General features: G+C 55.6%; 15 protein-coding genes, 1 tRNA gene and 1 pseudogene. 7 read left to right on the forward strand and 10 right to left on the reverse strand.

What is annotated here, in order from left to right; genetic code table 11:
- Window positions 1-398 precede the first annotated feature (398 nt).
- Window positions 399-1,718 carry a hypothetical protein gene (locus PMI11_RS18095; RefSeq protein WP_007819733.1) on the forward strand — a complete coding sequence of 440 codons (1,320 nt, stop codon included), beginning with the start codon at window positions 399-401 and terminating at the stop codon, window positions 1,716-1,718.
- A gap of 741 nt (window positions 1,719-2,459) precedes the next feature.
- Here the strand turns inward: PMI11_RS18095 and PMI11_RS18100 are convergent.
- The 3 genes from PMI11_RS18100 to PMI11_RS18115 form a co-directional block, all read right to left on the reverse strand.
- On the reverse strand, window positions 2,460-3,134 hold the full coding sequence (locus PMI11_RS18100) for a hypothetical protein (protein WP_007819737.1): 675 nt from the start codon (window positions 3,132-3,134) through the stop codon (window positions 2,460-2,462).
- 127 nt (window positions 3,135-3,261) lie between these two features.
- On the reverse strand, window positions 3,262-3,435 hold the full coding sequence (locus PMI11_RS18105; RefSeq protein ID WP_007819739.1) for a hypothetical protein: 174 nt from the start codon (window positions 3,433-3,435) through the stop codon (window positions 3,262-3,264).
- A gap of 576 nt (window positions 3,436-4,011) precedes the next feature.
- Window positions 4,012-4,467 (reverse strand): hypothetical protein, encoded by a 456-nt coding sequence (locus PMI11_RS18115; RefSeq protein WP_007819742.1) that lies wholly within the window; start codon window positions 4,465-4,467, stop codon window positions 4,012-4,014.
- Between the two features lie 388 nt (window positions 4,468-4,855).
- Here PMI11_RS18115 and PMI11_RS18120 point away from each other — a divergent pair, with 388 nt between their 5' ends.
- From PMI11_RS18120 to PMI11_RS18135, 4 genes are all read left to right on the forward strand, one after another.
- On the forward strand, window positions 4,856-5,785 hold the full coding sequence (locus PMI11_RS18120) for a hypothetical protein (RefSeq protein ID WP_007819743.1): 930 nt from the start codon (window positions 4,856-4,858) through the stop codon (window positions 5,783-5,785).
- 4 nt (window positions 5,786-5,789) lie between these two features.
- Window positions 5,790-6,116 carry an STAS-like domain-containing protein gene (locus tag PMI11_RS18125; protein ID WP_037071650.1) on the forward strand — a complete coding sequence of 109 codons (327 nt, stop codon included), beginning with the start codon at window positions 5,790-5,792 and terminating at the stop codon, window positions 6,114-6,116.
- Entirely contained in the window at window positions 6,109-6,591 is a 483-nt protein-coding gene (locus tag PMI11_RS18130) for a hypothetical protein (RefSeq protein ID WP_037071641.1), read from the forward strand. The genes PMI11_RS18125 and PMI11_RS18130 overlap by 8 nt, the downstream gene beginning before the upstream one ends.
- A 228-nt stretch (window positions 6,592-6,819) precedes the next feature.
- Window positions 6,820-7,620: a hypothetical protein gene (locus PMI11_RS18135; RefSeq protein WP_007819748.1), complete on the forward strand. Its 801-nt coding sequence runs from the start codon at window positions 6,820-6,822 to the stop codon at window positions 7,618-7,620.
- Window positions 7,621-7,941: 321 nt separating this feature from the next.
- Here the strand turns inward: PMI11_RS18135 and PMI11_RS18140 are convergent.
- A pseudogene (locus PMI11_RS18140) lies at window positions 7,942-8,616 on the reverse strand (IS66 family transposase); the annotation flags it as partial.
- Between the two features lie 72 nt (window positions 8,617-8,688).
- On the opposite strand from PMI11_RS18140, the gene PMI11_RS18145 reads away from it, so the two are divergent.
- Window positions 8,689-9,084 (forward strand): tyrosine-type recombinase/integrase, encoded by a 396-nt coding sequence (locus tag PMI11_RS18145; RefSeq protein ID WP_157179655.1) that lies wholly within the window; start codon window positions 8,689-8,691, stop codon window positions 9,082-9,084.
- 20 nt (window positions 9,085-9,104) lie between these two features.
- Here PMI11_RS18145 and PMI11_RS18150 read toward each other — a convergent pair.
- A tRNA-Val gene (locus PMI11_RS18150) sits at window positions 9,105-9,180 on the reverse strand.
- Window positions 9,181-9,339: 159 nt separating this feature from the next.
- Here PMI11_RS18150 and PMI11_RS18155 point away from each other — a divergent pair.
- Window positions 9,340-9,957, forward strand: a complete 618-nt coding sequence (locus PMI11_RS18155) for a class I SAM-dependent methyltransferase (protein ID WP_007819751.1) — start codon at window positions 9,340-9,342, stop codon at window positions 9,955-9,957.
- An 11-nt stretch (window positions 9,958-9,968) separates the two neighbouring features.
- Here PMI11_RS18155 and PMI11_RS18160 read toward each other — a convergent pair whose 3' ends face one another.
- The 5 genes from PMI11_RS18160 to PMI11_RS18175 all read right to left on the reverse strand — a co-directional run bounded on the left by PMI11_RS18160 (window position 9,969) and on the right by PMI11_RS18175 (window position 13,322).
- Entirely contained in the window at window positions 9,969-10,994 is a 1,026-nt protein-coding gene (locus PMI11_RS18160) for an NAD-dependent epimerase/dehydratase family protein (RefSeq protein WP_007819752.1), read from the reverse strand.
- 159 nt (window positions 10,995-11,153) lie between these two features.
- A complete protein-coding gene (locus PMI11_RS18165) occupies window positions 11,154-12,095 on the reverse strand; it encodes a HEPN domain-containing protein (RefSeq protein ID WP_007819753.1) in 942 nt (313 codons plus the stop codon).
- Window positions 12,096-12,301: 206 nt separating this feature from the next.
- Window positions 12,302-12,964: a hypothetical protein gene (locus tag PMI11_RS38115; protein ID WP_244430617.1), complete on the reverse strand. Its 663-nt coding sequence runs from the start codon at window positions 12,962-12,964 to the stop codon at window positions 12,302-12,304.
- Window positions 12,961-13,083, reverse strand: coding sequence for a hypothetical protein (locus PMI11_RS38400; protein ID WP_007819757.1), 123 nt, complete (start codon window positions 13,081-13,083; stop codon window positions 12,961-12,963). The genes PMI11_RS38115 and PMI11_RS38400 overlap by 4 nt, the downstream gene beginning before the upstream one ends.
- On the reverse strand, window positions 13,080-13,322 hold the full coding sequence (locus tag PMI11_RS18175; protein ID WP_037071644.1) for a hypothetical protein: 243 nt from the start codon (window positions 13,320-13,322) through the stop codon (window positions 13,080-13,082). Before PMI11_RS18175 ends, PMI11_RS38400 begins: the two co-directional genes overlap by 4 nt.
- Between the last annotated feature and the right edge of the window lie 161 nt (window positions 13,323-13,483).

The following is a 13,483-nucleotide window of genomic DNA, read 5'->3' on the forward strand; positions in this document are numbered from 1 at the left end:
TTATTTCATCGGGGCAAGGTCAGCGGGGCAGGCAAGCAAAGCGTCTGCATGCGGTATTTGAACAGCGCCATCGGGCAAAGTCGCTGATATTCCCCTACTCGAAATGCGCAGCTATAGATTTTCAGCGAATTATGAAACAGACGTTGCAATTTGCGTTCACGGATCGGGATCCTACTCAGGATACATTTGAAATCCGGGCTTGTCTGAATTTGACGAGCGGATTGGCAGTGGACAGTCCGGGGCGTTCGGAAACGAGAGACGAGTGATAATAGCCGACATCACCGCCCAATATCAGGTAATGGAGTGGTTTGGGTTGAAAAAAGTATGTGACAGATCGTCAACTAGGGGTGACAAGTATTTGACGCTGCTCGATTAGTCTCGCAACCAAGGGGTGAATCATGCAGGGCATAAGATCAAAAGTGGGGCTTATTTTCTCGCTTTCTGCGACAATACTTGTTTTTTTCAATTATCTGTATTTTTTGAAGTGGTATCAGCTTTCTGGAAGCCGGCTGTGGGTGATTGGGCTTATCGTCATTTCCGCCCCTTTCGCCATCATGGCGTTTCGAAACTATCGCCAGCTTCTGCTGCCAGGGGCAATTCTCGTCGCCTACTGCTGTTATACGGCGATTGGGTATTTCGCGTTCCGCGGGACTGAATTCAACATCCGCTATCTCTGCCAATTCATACTGACGGTGCTGCCCTTCTTTGCTGCCGGCGTACTGGCTGGGCAGCGGCCGGCCGGCGTCATTGTGGTCGTGATGATCGCCGGTGGTACCTTGCTACTTGCCTTGCCGGTTGCGTGGATCCAGTACGGATCTTTTTGGGAGGGTGATGATTTCCGCGACATCCTGGGGATCCCGCAAATCGCAGGCAGGACGCCGTACTATAGCTACTACCAGCTTGTTGCTTACGGCATTGCGCTTGGCGCGATCCCTGCTTTCGTCTGGTTGCTGACAAAGGCGCGCATATCGATCGCACTGGTGGTCGGCTTGGCGGTCACGCTACTGCTTGCCGAGCTCGGATCTCGGACGATCTTTCTGCTGTTCCCGATCGTATTTACGGCGCTGGTGTTCCGGATCAAAGGAGCGGCACATGCCTTCGTCTTCTTCGGCCTCTCAGCGACGCTGGTCGTCGGCGTCTTCTATGCGCCGATCGCCCGCGATCTCGCCGTCGTCCAGCGCATGGAAGGCGAGACGGAACGATATCAGCAGGGCGCAATCTTCCGGCCGAAGGCTGACGGTCATAATCCCTATGATGCTGCCGGTGCCTTCGACACCGGAGATGGCGGTGATCATCGGACATGGTCGCGACGCACGTTATTTGACTTCGCCTACAAGGGCTGGATTTCTGGGCCGGCAAGTGTCGCTTTCGGCCACGGTCTCGGATCCTTCTCCCTCGATCTGACTGGCGTCTACCCGGGCTGGCTGCCGGCGCCGCACGATGGCGAGATCTATCCGCACAACTGGATCCTCGAGGCGGGCTATGAAGGTGGCGCGATCGCGGTCTTGCTGCTGGGGGTGGTACTTGCGTTTCCGATCTGGCGCAATCTTTCGGAGTCGGCAACTTCGGCCGGCGCGCTGTCTATCGCGGGCATGTATCTGCTGGTCTTCGGGGCGGCGTTCCTATCCGGCGGCATCGCTCTGAACTATGCGCTGTTCTTTTTGTGCGGCGCCTCAATTTCGGCGCAAGCCAGCGTGCAGCCCACCACTTCTCATTGAGGCTGCTGAATTTCAGTTGCCTGCGTCTGTGGTTGCTGGACGTGCAGCGCAATCGCTTTTCTACCCTCCCGGCCTGAGCATCTCGGGCGGGCAGGGATACGGCGGAAGGCCGCTTGCCCGTGGAGGTGCCGGCCTGAAGCTCTGGGGCGCTGGGCTCACCATCGACCGGAGGCACGATTGAGGAAATCTGCACCCTCTATGCACGCCATCGTGCGCCGCATCAGGGACAGAGGCATTTGGTGCGTCCTGATGACCGTGACATGGAGCGATACCGCTGCATTCCCAGCGTCCAACCCCACTTGCGTGGCTGGGAAGCAGCAGCTCAACGATCTCATCATCTCGATGGACGGTGAGAGTGGCGCTAAGGTGTGCAACACCTTGAGCATTGACGGGGAAGCAGGTCATCTCGATAACGAGTGGCGCACCCGGAGGCAATTGCGCCTTTGCGTTCCCGCATTCTGCTTCTCCATGTCTGGAGTGAGAGTGCCATCGCATACCTCGGCGCGAGGTGTATGTGCCCGAGCGAGGTTCAGTGTGGGAACCCGGCGATCCTCGCTGACGAGAATGATAAGTGGGATCCTGATCGGCTTCAAGCCTCAACGCCCATGGGTTATTAGCGTCCGGTCTTTTCTCCGATCGCCCGCTCAATCTGCCTTGCGTGTCAATCAGCACCGAACATTGACCCCCAGCGGAAGCTCTGGCTGCTTGAAGCGCACCGCCCCATCATCTTCATGTTCAAGTCTAACTCGGCTGTCCGCTATAAGCATAATTGGGAGCAATTGTTGACCGAGTGACACGCCCGTTTGTATCCGCCTCGAACTCGGCGATGTATGCGAATGGGGTGAAGGCCCAAGGAGATGTTGAGGTCTGCCGATAGCTGATTACTCCTCCGAAGTGGAAGCCCATGGTCCCGTCGTGATAGCGGACCGGAAAACCAGTCGTTCCACTTTCTGTGTGGGACTCGCCGGGAAAGAGCGTGTAGCCAAAGTTTTCAAGTAAAGGCTCATCAAACCTTCGCGCGGCATCTATCACGCTCTGCACATCTTCAGACACGTTCGGACCGATCGTTGCGTATAGGCAATTGGCGTTGATAGCGGGCCGAGTACCAATGTTTGTTATTGTGAACTTCAAACGCACAATCTTCGTGAGATTGTCATCGTCGTCGGGATTGTCGACAAGATCGACGATTTCGAACGACGGTTTGACCCATGGTCTTTGATCGCTACGAACGCTTTCCAGTTCATCACGTTGTAACAAGATCTGGTCTTTAAGTAGTCGCTCGCTGGTTTTGGAGGCCTCTCTTGTCGCCTTTATCGTTTTTGTTGCTGCATATAGCGCTAAATATCCGGCGACCGCTGTAGCTGCGGCTGAGACAAAGCCGCCAACCGCACTCCATTCTGCTGCACCCCAAGTCATGTGACCTCACAAGCCATTATGTTCATAGGGGGTATAGTCGGGACGCCATCATCATAGCAACTCCCCACGGCCTTCTCCGCGACATGTGCAACCACCCCAGCCGCCATCTCCTTAAAAGCGGGGGCGCTTATTGCTGGCTGGTCCCGTTTTCTTTGTCGAGCTTATGGAGTTTATCGGCTAACATGAAGCCGAACATGGCAGGCCATAGCAGGCTAATAATCACGCTTTGCCTTCCGGCGCGCATGCCGAAAAAGACGAGGACGTAGAGAACCACAAGAAGTCCGGCGCTGTAGTCGATCATCTGTCGTCCCTCGGCTCTCGTCTTTTCAACTCGTTCTCGCCAGACACCCCACCGCGCCATCATCATCTGCTTGCGACCGGCCTTCAGGATTTTGACATGCGTTGCAGGAAACTCGCACGATCAGAAGGCCATTCGGCATCCAGAAGACGCAAACCCTCTTCTGTCCAAAACCCACCTCCGAGTTCCGGCTGCACTAAGCCGTAGGATGCCAACACTTCGACAGCGTGCTCGCCGGGACCCATAGATTTGTGCATGAGCCCTTCCGTGCCTTCGTCCAGGTACTGGAGACACATATGGGCTAGAGCCTTCAAAATTGTTCGTTCATCGGGTGTCATAGGATCTGTGTTCCTAAACGCGGCAAAAACCTTGAGGAACGAAGCGTATAGGACATCCTTGCCACCCACCACCCCGTCATCGGGCGGTGGGGTGGGGCGCCGCGCACCGGTCTCGGATGCCCGGCGCCGGAGGCTGCAGAAGCTGCGGCGGTTATCACCAGAAATTGGATGGCTGCAAGAGAAGGTTAGGCGCTGGCCGCCTGATCTCCGCCGCCCCATCATCATAGGTTATTGTCGACGATCAGGACGCAATCCAACGGCGGATGTAAAGGTCTAGCTGCTCATCCGTCGTTGGGCGGTATGTGTCTTTGATGACGTCCCGCAAAGACTTGCCCCCGTAAGCCTGTTCTGGCCTATCTACTTCTGACATATCAATGGCGGCGAGCTCCTCTACTGTGAAGCCACCCGCCGGCATAGGGTTTATCGTCCAGATTTCGCCAAAGCCAGCCCGCTCGCCATTCCCAAACTCAATGCTTTCGAACAACTCCTTGAGCTTGGCAGCGCCTGCGCCGTACATCAGCGCGGTGGAAATGCGCTCTGATATCTTGGTATTAATGATAGGCGCGCGCTTGAAAAACGTAATGTCGCAGGGCTGGCCGGAACGAGAAAGTTCTATGATTTGCCACCCAAGATGGCCCTCCCGGCTTCCGAATGTGTCAAGCATTGCTTTCTTCATCTGCTCGAAGTCTGTGGACATTACTACCTCCAGTGTTGATATGCTTACTTTGTCGAGCAATCGATGATTGTGCAAGATCGTCGTGCTTGGGAGACACCGCCAGTGACCGGCCTGTCTGCGACGAGGTTATGAAAATTTGGGGATCGTTAAAATTGTAATGTCGCGTCCTGCGCAACAATGTGCGACACGTTTATCCGGTGAGGACATTTTGAAGCGCACAACCTTTGATCAGATAGAGTGGCACCGTCTCCGCGCCCGAAACGAATTTAGGCGAAGACAGCAAAGAGGCCGAAGAATGGCAACGGCTAAGCGCGTGCCGTCATCACAAGAGCATGTTGATCGTGTAAGCCGTCCCAGCGGTTCGGCAATTCGGCCGGCAATAACGTCGGCTCGGGGTTCCAGGCGTGTCATGCATGACTTCATCACACCGCCGGCAGATTTCTCTCTTCGCAACAACTATGACAAGGTCATAGGGTTTTTCAGTCATTTTCGCTCAATGGCATATAATGACCGCGCGTTCGATCGTCCTTTTGGGATCGAGTTTGCGGCGCTGAAGAAAGTGGCGCCGGGTGCAGCATTGATGCTTGCCGCGGAGCTCTATCGGCTTCAACGGTTCGTCGGTCGCCGTCTCTCGGCTATTCGGCAGGACGAGTGGGATCCTGAGGTGCGGCGCACCCTGCAAGAGCTCGGCCTGTTCAAATTGCTCGCTACGCCGAACGTTTATCCAGTAATGCGGCGAGATGACAACCCGAGCCTAGAAATCATAGAATATAGCGTCGACGCCGAGGTTGACGGCAACAAGTGCGGCCATTTGCTTGATTGCCTTGCCGAAATCGCCGGTGATCTGCCGGCGCAGAACTTCATCTATGATGGACTCATAGAAGCCTTAAAGAACTCGAAGCACCACGCCTACTCGGAAGAGCGATGGTATGGGGTCGAGCCTGGCACATGGTTCATGACAGGCTCGTACGATAGGTTTGAGCGGCAGCTGACCGCGGCCGTGTTTGATTTAGGGGTTGGTATTCCTGCAACGCTGCCACGGTCGGGTTTGTGGGAACATTTAAGGCCCATCCTGAGTTTAAGTGGGTCGGATGATGCCAAGATGATTTCGGCGGCAATGGAATATGGTAGGACGCGCACCCATTTACAGGGGAGAGGCAAAGGCCTGCCAATCATGATGAGGCTGCTGGACCATCATCCCGGATATCTCAGAATTGTCAGTGGCAAAGGTGAAGCGGTTTATGATAGCTTGACAAAGTCCATCCACGAAACTAGTCACGCCGAATCAATCGGCGGCACGTTGATCGAATGGAGCATTGCAAGTGATCGGCGGAATTAAGACCATGGCTGAGAAGATCATCAACGTCGCCAAGGAATTCTCGCGGGTACCTGGCGGACGCTATTACACAGACGGTAAGGCATCTGGACAAGAATTTCGCGAGAAATTCCTCATTCCTGCATTTCAGAACTATGACCGTGTTCTTATAGAAATGGATGGCACGCGCGGCTACCCATCGTCGTTTTTGGACGAGGCCTTTGGCGGTCTTGTACGCACGCTCCACCTGACCCCGGATCAGTTTTTCGAGAAGATCAAGCTGGTAGCCTCTCCAGACTTCGACATTTACGTGCAGGACATACGTTCCTACGTCGACCAAACAACGCATGCCTGACCTCATCCAGACGTTCTTCGTCTCGATTATGGGTGGTCTTGCGACCGGTATAACTGGTCTGGTTGGCCTCTCGTTCACCCAGCGCTACACCGACAATCGAAAGTTGATCGACGCTACTCTCAATGAAATTGAGAATGTGGCCGAAGCTTGTGCGAAAGCTGCAGGCGAGGCTTGGTCCAAGGTTGGGGACCCTTCCGCCCCGGACGTATCAGAAACGGTGTGCCTGTTGCATGAGATTGCCAGCTTCATATCGTTCATAAAAGATCGGGTGCCTGGCTCGGCACTGCGGCTGGACGCAGCGCACCTCAACTTCCGTCGAGCGGCAAGTGGAGACGATTTCGACGTGAAGGATCGCCCTGCTGATTTGGGGCGCGTTAGCGAGATCAGATCCTCAAAGGCGTCGTTGAAGATGGCGTGTCGGGCAGTTATCTACGAACGAAACAGGCTCGGGATACCCTTCATTTCAGGCGATTGAGCTGTGGCGGCAGATGTTTTTACGACTCTAGAGTTCTGCCGCTCTCGAAGAGATGCTCGTACGCGAGCCGACCTTTTCGACAGCCGATTGTCGGGAGAAGTACCGTCGCGGCGCGCGAGAGGCAGCTAATCTTATAGGGTAAGTGCGGTGAGGATGCGACGATAAGTAGTCGCGCTGTCGACGCGATTGCGCTAAGTTATAAGCGGAATTTGGGCTTTGGGGGAGGCTATGACTGCATATCAGAATCAGTCTCGACGGGCGACACCTGACCTCATTGACGTTTTTATTATCATACTTCTAGCTGGTGCGATTGATATTTTCATCTTCACGATCGCTACGCAATTTGTTGCAAGAAACACATTTCAGCAGCTTCCGAGTTTTCTGACGGACGCCTACAAGGCCGTATGGGCGAGTGTGGTCTCGGGCACAGCTGGCGTCGGGCTTGTCATAGTTAAGTCCCTGAGGTCGACTCGCATTAGGCGCCCGAATTATCTGCTCTGGGTGCTGGCGACAGCAGGGACTTCGGTTGTTGCGATCGTTCTTGTGGCGATACTCGCGCAAATATTGAATCCGCGGCCGGCGCTCACAGTTCCTCCGGGCGTCGCGCTAATCTCATCCGGGATGTCTGCGCCAAGCACCTTTGAATTCAAGCCACTACCTGGCGCACCTGGCGCCGAATTCGATTTGGTTGGAACTTTTGCTGTTAGCTCCAATGAGGTTACTGGGGAGCTTAAAAGCGGGTCGTTTACCATTCCGAATGGGCTGAAATACGCGCCACAGAAGATATCCGAAGCAGCCTTTCGTGTTTGCTATTTGCATAGTGTCTACGGCGCCGACCAAATGGATCTTTTCCCGCCGATTGCAAAATCCGAAAACGCCATTCCGCTCAATATAGCGCCGGAGATGGGCAAGGCTTATACGATCCCCCCAGGTAAATTTAAGTTCCAGCTTCCGAGTGATATCAACCCTCAACGCGCGTGGCTGTGTTCCGCTTTGAACACTGATTTCGGATACATTCCTATGCAGTGACTCACCAATATCATGTCGCCGCGACTACATGATGAGTGGCTATATCCAGCTTTCCGATTTTCTCTTCGGTGGCGACGTTTCACGCGGAACGAATGCTGTAACAGATTGATTTATCGATCAGAATTTCCGCTGGACTTCCTCAGCGCCGCCCAACGCCAATTATCAGTGAGTTCATTTCTGCTGTCGACGATGCTGCCTCTCGGCGGAGGAACGGCCGCAATTTCGCGCGCACGATTGAGCTGATCAGAACGCGGCGCCGATGCCAAATCAGGAAATTCCAGCGAAGCTTCACTGGGGCGGTAAGCGACAAGCTGGGGCCATTCAGGCGGTATAGTTCCACGGCATGAGGGCTTCGATTTCGGTGTTGGGCCATGCCTTCGCAAGGCGCTCAAGCGTCTGTCTGAGCCAGGCCTGCGGATTAACGTTGTTCATTTTGGCCGTTTGAAGCAGCGTCGCGATGGTCGCCCAAGTCCTGCCGCCGCCGTCGCTTCCAGCGAATAGGCTATTTTTTCTCGTAATCGCCTGGGGCCTGATCGCCCGCTCAACAATGTTGGAGTCCAGTTCGACGCGGCCGTCTTTCAGGAAGCGCTCGAAGATATCGCGGCGCGATATGGCATAGCGGAGAGCTTCCGCGAGTTTGGATTTTCCGGATACCCGCGGCAGGCTGGCCTGCCAGAGAGTGAAGAGGTCACGAACGATCGCCGCGGAGAACTCCTGTCGTGCTGCGACACGAGCCTCAGGGCTTTGGCCGCGCACACTCTCCTCGATCTCCCACAGCTTTGCCATCCGCTCGATAGTGTCTGTAGCGACCTTCGAGCTGTTTGCGGCATGCAACTCGTAGAACTTCCTGCGGCTGTGCGACCAGCAGCCGGCCAGAGTGGCGCTGTCATTGCCTCCATCCTTGCGGACGAGCTTGGTATAGGCGGTGTAGCCGTCCACTTGCAGAATGCCGCGATAGCCGTTCAGATGTCGTGCGACGCACTCGGTGGCGCGGCTACAGGGCGGCGGTGGCTCCGCTTCACCGCCTTCAAGAATCGCGATCGGTTCCCGGTGACGATCGAAGCCCCAATGACCAAGGATCTGCAGGCGGCAATCGCCGCCATGGAGGTCGGCCGCGATGCGTATTTGCTCACCTCATTCGGAAAACCGTTCGTCATCGAGGGCCTTGGCAACAAGATGCGGGATTGGTGCGATGAGGCGGGACTGCCGCAATGTTCGTCCCACGGACTTCGAAAAGCGGCCGCCGTGGCTCTTCCCGAGAGCGGCGCTTCGGCCTCGGAACTCATGGCGATCTTCGGTTGGACCAACCTGAAGACGGCGCAAATCTACGTCGAAAAGGCAAACAGGCGGCGGATGACAGCGAACGCTTTCGAGCGTCGCGAGCGGTCTAGCGAGGCGGAAAGTGTCTCACTTTCGCGGCCTCAAAATCCAATTGAGACAAACGAGGAAAAAAGCGATGCGTAATCAAAGGGAAAATACTGGAATGGTGGGCGATGAGAGACTCGAACTCCCGACATCCTCGGTGTAAACGAGGCGCTCTACCAACTGAGCTAATCGCCCTCGATGCTCTGTGTCATCGTTCGGTGCAGCGTCTCTAACGATATTGAGAAAGAACCGCAAGCCTCTTTTTGAGTTTCTGTGCAATTTGCTTGCGGGCGCCGCTCTTCCCCATAGCGGGCATTCTCTGTAGAGGTGCGGTTGAAAAAATTCGGAGCGAAAATGACGACGCGAGAGCAGCGAGCGGCCCTTCGGCAGAGCACCCCCCGGACATTTCTGGATTACGCCCACACGGAAGAAGCACGGTTGCTGCCCGATCGTGGCAAGCTTCTCGACAATCTGCCGAAAGGCGGGATCGTGGCCGAGTTGGGCGTTGCGGAGGGTGCCTTTAGCGAGGAGATCATTTCGCGCAATCAGCCGCAGCGGCTCTATCTCATCGATCCCTGGAATATGGACCGATACTCAGAAGGTCTTCAAATCATCAATAACAAATTTGGATCGGAGATCGCCGGGGGTAGCGTTGTCATTCGCCAGGGTACGTCGCTCGATATGCTGTCCCAGTTCGACGACAGCACGTTCGATTGGCTCTATATCGACACCGATCACTCCTTCGCGCTGACATGGCAGGAGCTCCTGCTGGCGGATCGCAAAGTAAAGCCGGATGGCAGAATCGCTGGCCATGATTTCTGCACGGGTAATACGGTCAAACCCGTCGTCTATGGGGTTGTCGAGGCGGTCAACAAGTTCTGCGTGGCGTACGGCTGGCGCTTCGAATTTCTGACGCTCGAGCCGGATGCTCACTTTTCCTACTGCCTCAAGCGTATCGGCGCATCGCGATAGCCGTCAGGAGCTTACATATCGATCGTGCCGAGTTCCTGCTTGGCTTCCAGATACCACTCGACGAAGGCCTTGGCGCCTATTTCTAAAGGGGTGTTCGGCTGGTAGCCTGTCAGGGTGAGGAGAAGGTCAGGGCTTGCAAAGGTGCGGGGCACGTCGCCCCTCTGCATGGGAAGCATGACGTGCTTTGCTCCGTGCCCCATTACATTCTCGACCTTCTCGATGAAGTCCATGAGGCTGACCGGTTGCCCGCCGCCGATATTGACGATGCGAAAGGGAGCCTGGTGAGAAAGCGTTTCAATTCCTGCGTCGGTGACGCGGTTGGTTTCCGAGGGAATGACGTCTGACAGCCTGACCACGGCTTCGACCAGATCGTCAATGTAGGTGAAATCGCGGCTCATATTGCCCTTGCCGTAAATCTCGATCGGCTTGTCCTCGATCATGTTCTTGACGAACTTGAAGAGCGCCATGTCGGGCCGGCCCCACGGGCCGTAAACGGTAAAGAAGCGGAAGGCCGTGGTCGGAATCTTGTAGAGATGTGAATAGCTATGCGCCATCAACTCCATGGACTTCTTGCTGGCGGCATAGAAGCTCAGCGGCTCGTCGGCGCGGTCGGTCTCGCGGAAGGGGACGATCGTATTGGCGCCGTAGATCGAGGAGGTCGAGGCAAGCATGAGATGGCGAAGCTCGATACGGCTGGCTAGCTCCAGAATGTTCCAGGAACCTTCGATGTTTGAACGCAGATAGGCTTGCGGGTTTTCGATGCTGTAGCGCACACCGGCTTGCGCGGCCAGATGAACGAGAACATCCGGCCTTGCAGCTGAAACGGCGGCCTCCAGCGCTGCCTTGTCTTCCAGCATAGCGACAATCGGGCGGAAGGCAGGATATTGCATCAGCGCGGCATGACGCATCTCCTTCAGCCTGACATTGTAATAGGCTGTCAGTCCGTCGAAGCCTGTTACCTCATGCCCATCCTGCAACAGCCGGCGGGCCAGATGAAAGCCAATGAAGCCTGCCGTTCCCGTAATGAAGTAGCGCATCTCTGCCTTTTCTCGGGTCCCCTGCCGATGGCAAGTAGCCGAATCCCTATTTGCTCGCTTCCCTTATCGGATAGATGCTCCCGAGATCAACAATCACCTAGATTTTCGGGCGATTTTGAAGCGCTGGCACCACATTCATAGCGCCGCATACCGGCTGCGCTAACCGGCGTCCTCCAGCTTCTCTTGGCATATCAACGTCACCGTTTCTTGGAGAACCTTCACTCGCTCGACCAGCCATGCGAGATCTTCTGCGGTAATCTCATAGCTCGCTGAATAGCGGGCTTCGACATATGCCCTAGACAGGAGTTCGAACCGTCGGCGGGCAATGCGATTGTCTCTTGGCCAGGCGTTGACCAGCCTCCTATCCAGGTCCTCTGCCTTGGAGCGCAGAACCTTGATGCGATGCGATTTCGGGCTGTAGAGCGTCAGCGTTAGCAGAAGGCAATGATAGGCGCGCTCGGTTGCCTGATGAAGCATGAAGGCGCCGTCGCGCCAGATGTTTCGTTCGAGCATCAGTTGGGCTCCAACGAGGGCCTCTTGCGACAGCTGGTACCATTGCTCGAAATTTTTCTGTGCCTCAGCTTTCGCCTCGTCCTTGGTCAGTGGCTTCGGATGGGCCAGTGGATAGCCTTCCTCTTCGTAGAGAACCTTTCCGTCTCTTTTGATATCGACGAAGAAGGGTCGGCCGCGTGAGAGCTGGTCGTTGACATCATGCAGGCTGTGGACGATCGGGATGACCGGCGTTTCGATCCGGTGGGCGATCTGCTCTCGGAGAAGCCGCTCATCCAGGCCGAGCCACAGTTCTTGCTCTTGCGCGAAGGTCTCGGAATTGACGACGATCAGGATATCGTAATCGGAGCGGTAGCCGCTCAAACGGTCCTCCACCCAGTCGCCGCGCGCATAGGATCCGTAGAGAATAACCTTGAGGATTTTGCTATTGGCCTTCTTCGACGACTGCTTGGTGGCACGGAACTGCTCGACCTCTGAAAATATGATTTCCAGCACACGGGCAAGCTCGCGCCGTTTGTTGGCCGGCAAGTGGTCGAGAGTATCGGTCAAGGTCAAAGCCGCGTCAAAGTCTTCGGTAGGAATCGTATCCATCGTAACGGCTCACCCGATGTTTCGCACGTGTAATTTCTACGCGATTATTGCCGACGGAGCAACCACAGATAGATTTTAGGATGTTGTGATCCTGATTTCGTATCTGTGTTTTTGGAAGCTGAAACTGTACCAGAAGCCTCGCGAAACGAGGCGAGTGTATGCTCCTTTCGGACTCAATACCAAAATCCGGATTGCCTCAGTGTGCTTCATCGCTTGAGCACCCAAACGGTCTTGCCGTTCTGCGACGCTTCGATGCCGGCTTTGGTCCGCGTCAGTTGAAGGCATTTTTCGGCCTCCCCCGGCCGCGGCCTTATGCAAATCCCATCCGGAGCGGCCCTCCATGTCGGACTTATGCTCACCAGGCTGTCGCTGATCGTTCCACCGCCATCCGGACGAAACACGAGGATGTTTGAGGCTTTTCGTTTGACGACGACCATCTCCCACGGCTTGCCGTCGGCGATGACGCCGGAAAGAGGTTCTTCGGCTCGCGCCGGTGCGCCGGCGAAAATTGCAAGGACAAGCAATGGCATGAAAAATTGGCAAGAAGAGAGGTCGCCTGGCAAGCGAGCTGCGCGCATTCCGTGTTCCTTTGCGTGAGTATGACCCTCTGATGGCAGGTCGTGATCGAGGGATAAAATTAAGCGAGCGGAACATGGCCATGCCCTTCCGCCGGTGGTGATGTTGTCGCGATATTCTCCAACGCGCTCGGCAATGTCATCACGAGATATATTTTGATTTGTTAAGCGCGCTGAGCCGTCTATCGCCGCATTGCCGTCACTCGATGGGATCATGCGGCATGTCTGCAGCAGCGCAAGTTTGCACAAATGCCGCGCACCGGAATATCCCATCTGTCGTTTCGGCATGGTCACAGCGCAAGCCGCTCTGAAAACAAAATGAGCATCACGATCGGACCGCCGAGAAGCGCACCAAACAGGATCGTCACGAAGAACAGGTTTGCGAGCATGCGAGCAATGGTCTTGCGCGTCATGGCTGGCCACCGACCCGTCTTGCCGGTTCTAGCGGCACGGGATGCGGTTTCATCCCGACCATCGGCATCTTGCCTGCCCAGACATGGACAATCTTTCCGTCCCTTCTGACGATGAGGATGATCGGCCATTGCCTGGTGCCTGGTGTGCCGCATGCCGCACCGAAGATCACGATGGTAGTTTGAATGGATTCGACAACCACCGGCGCCGCTGCTGGTTCTGTCGTTCGTTTTGAAGCCATGCTCTGTTCCAAAGGATGAGGGCGGGTGAGGTCTGCCCGCCGTTTCCAAGTTGCGTGGCTTCTATTTGGGCTCCGACAATTGCGGAAGCATGACCGGATTTGTTTTTCCGCATGTAGTGCTGCCGCGACGCGAAAGGAAAAGACTCACTACGCGCATCAAA

It is taken from the genome of Rhizobium sp. CF142, from assembly GCF_000281145.1.
Classification (GTDB): Bacteria; Pseudomonadota; Alphaproteobacteria; order Rhizobiales; family Rhizobiaceae; genus Rhizobium.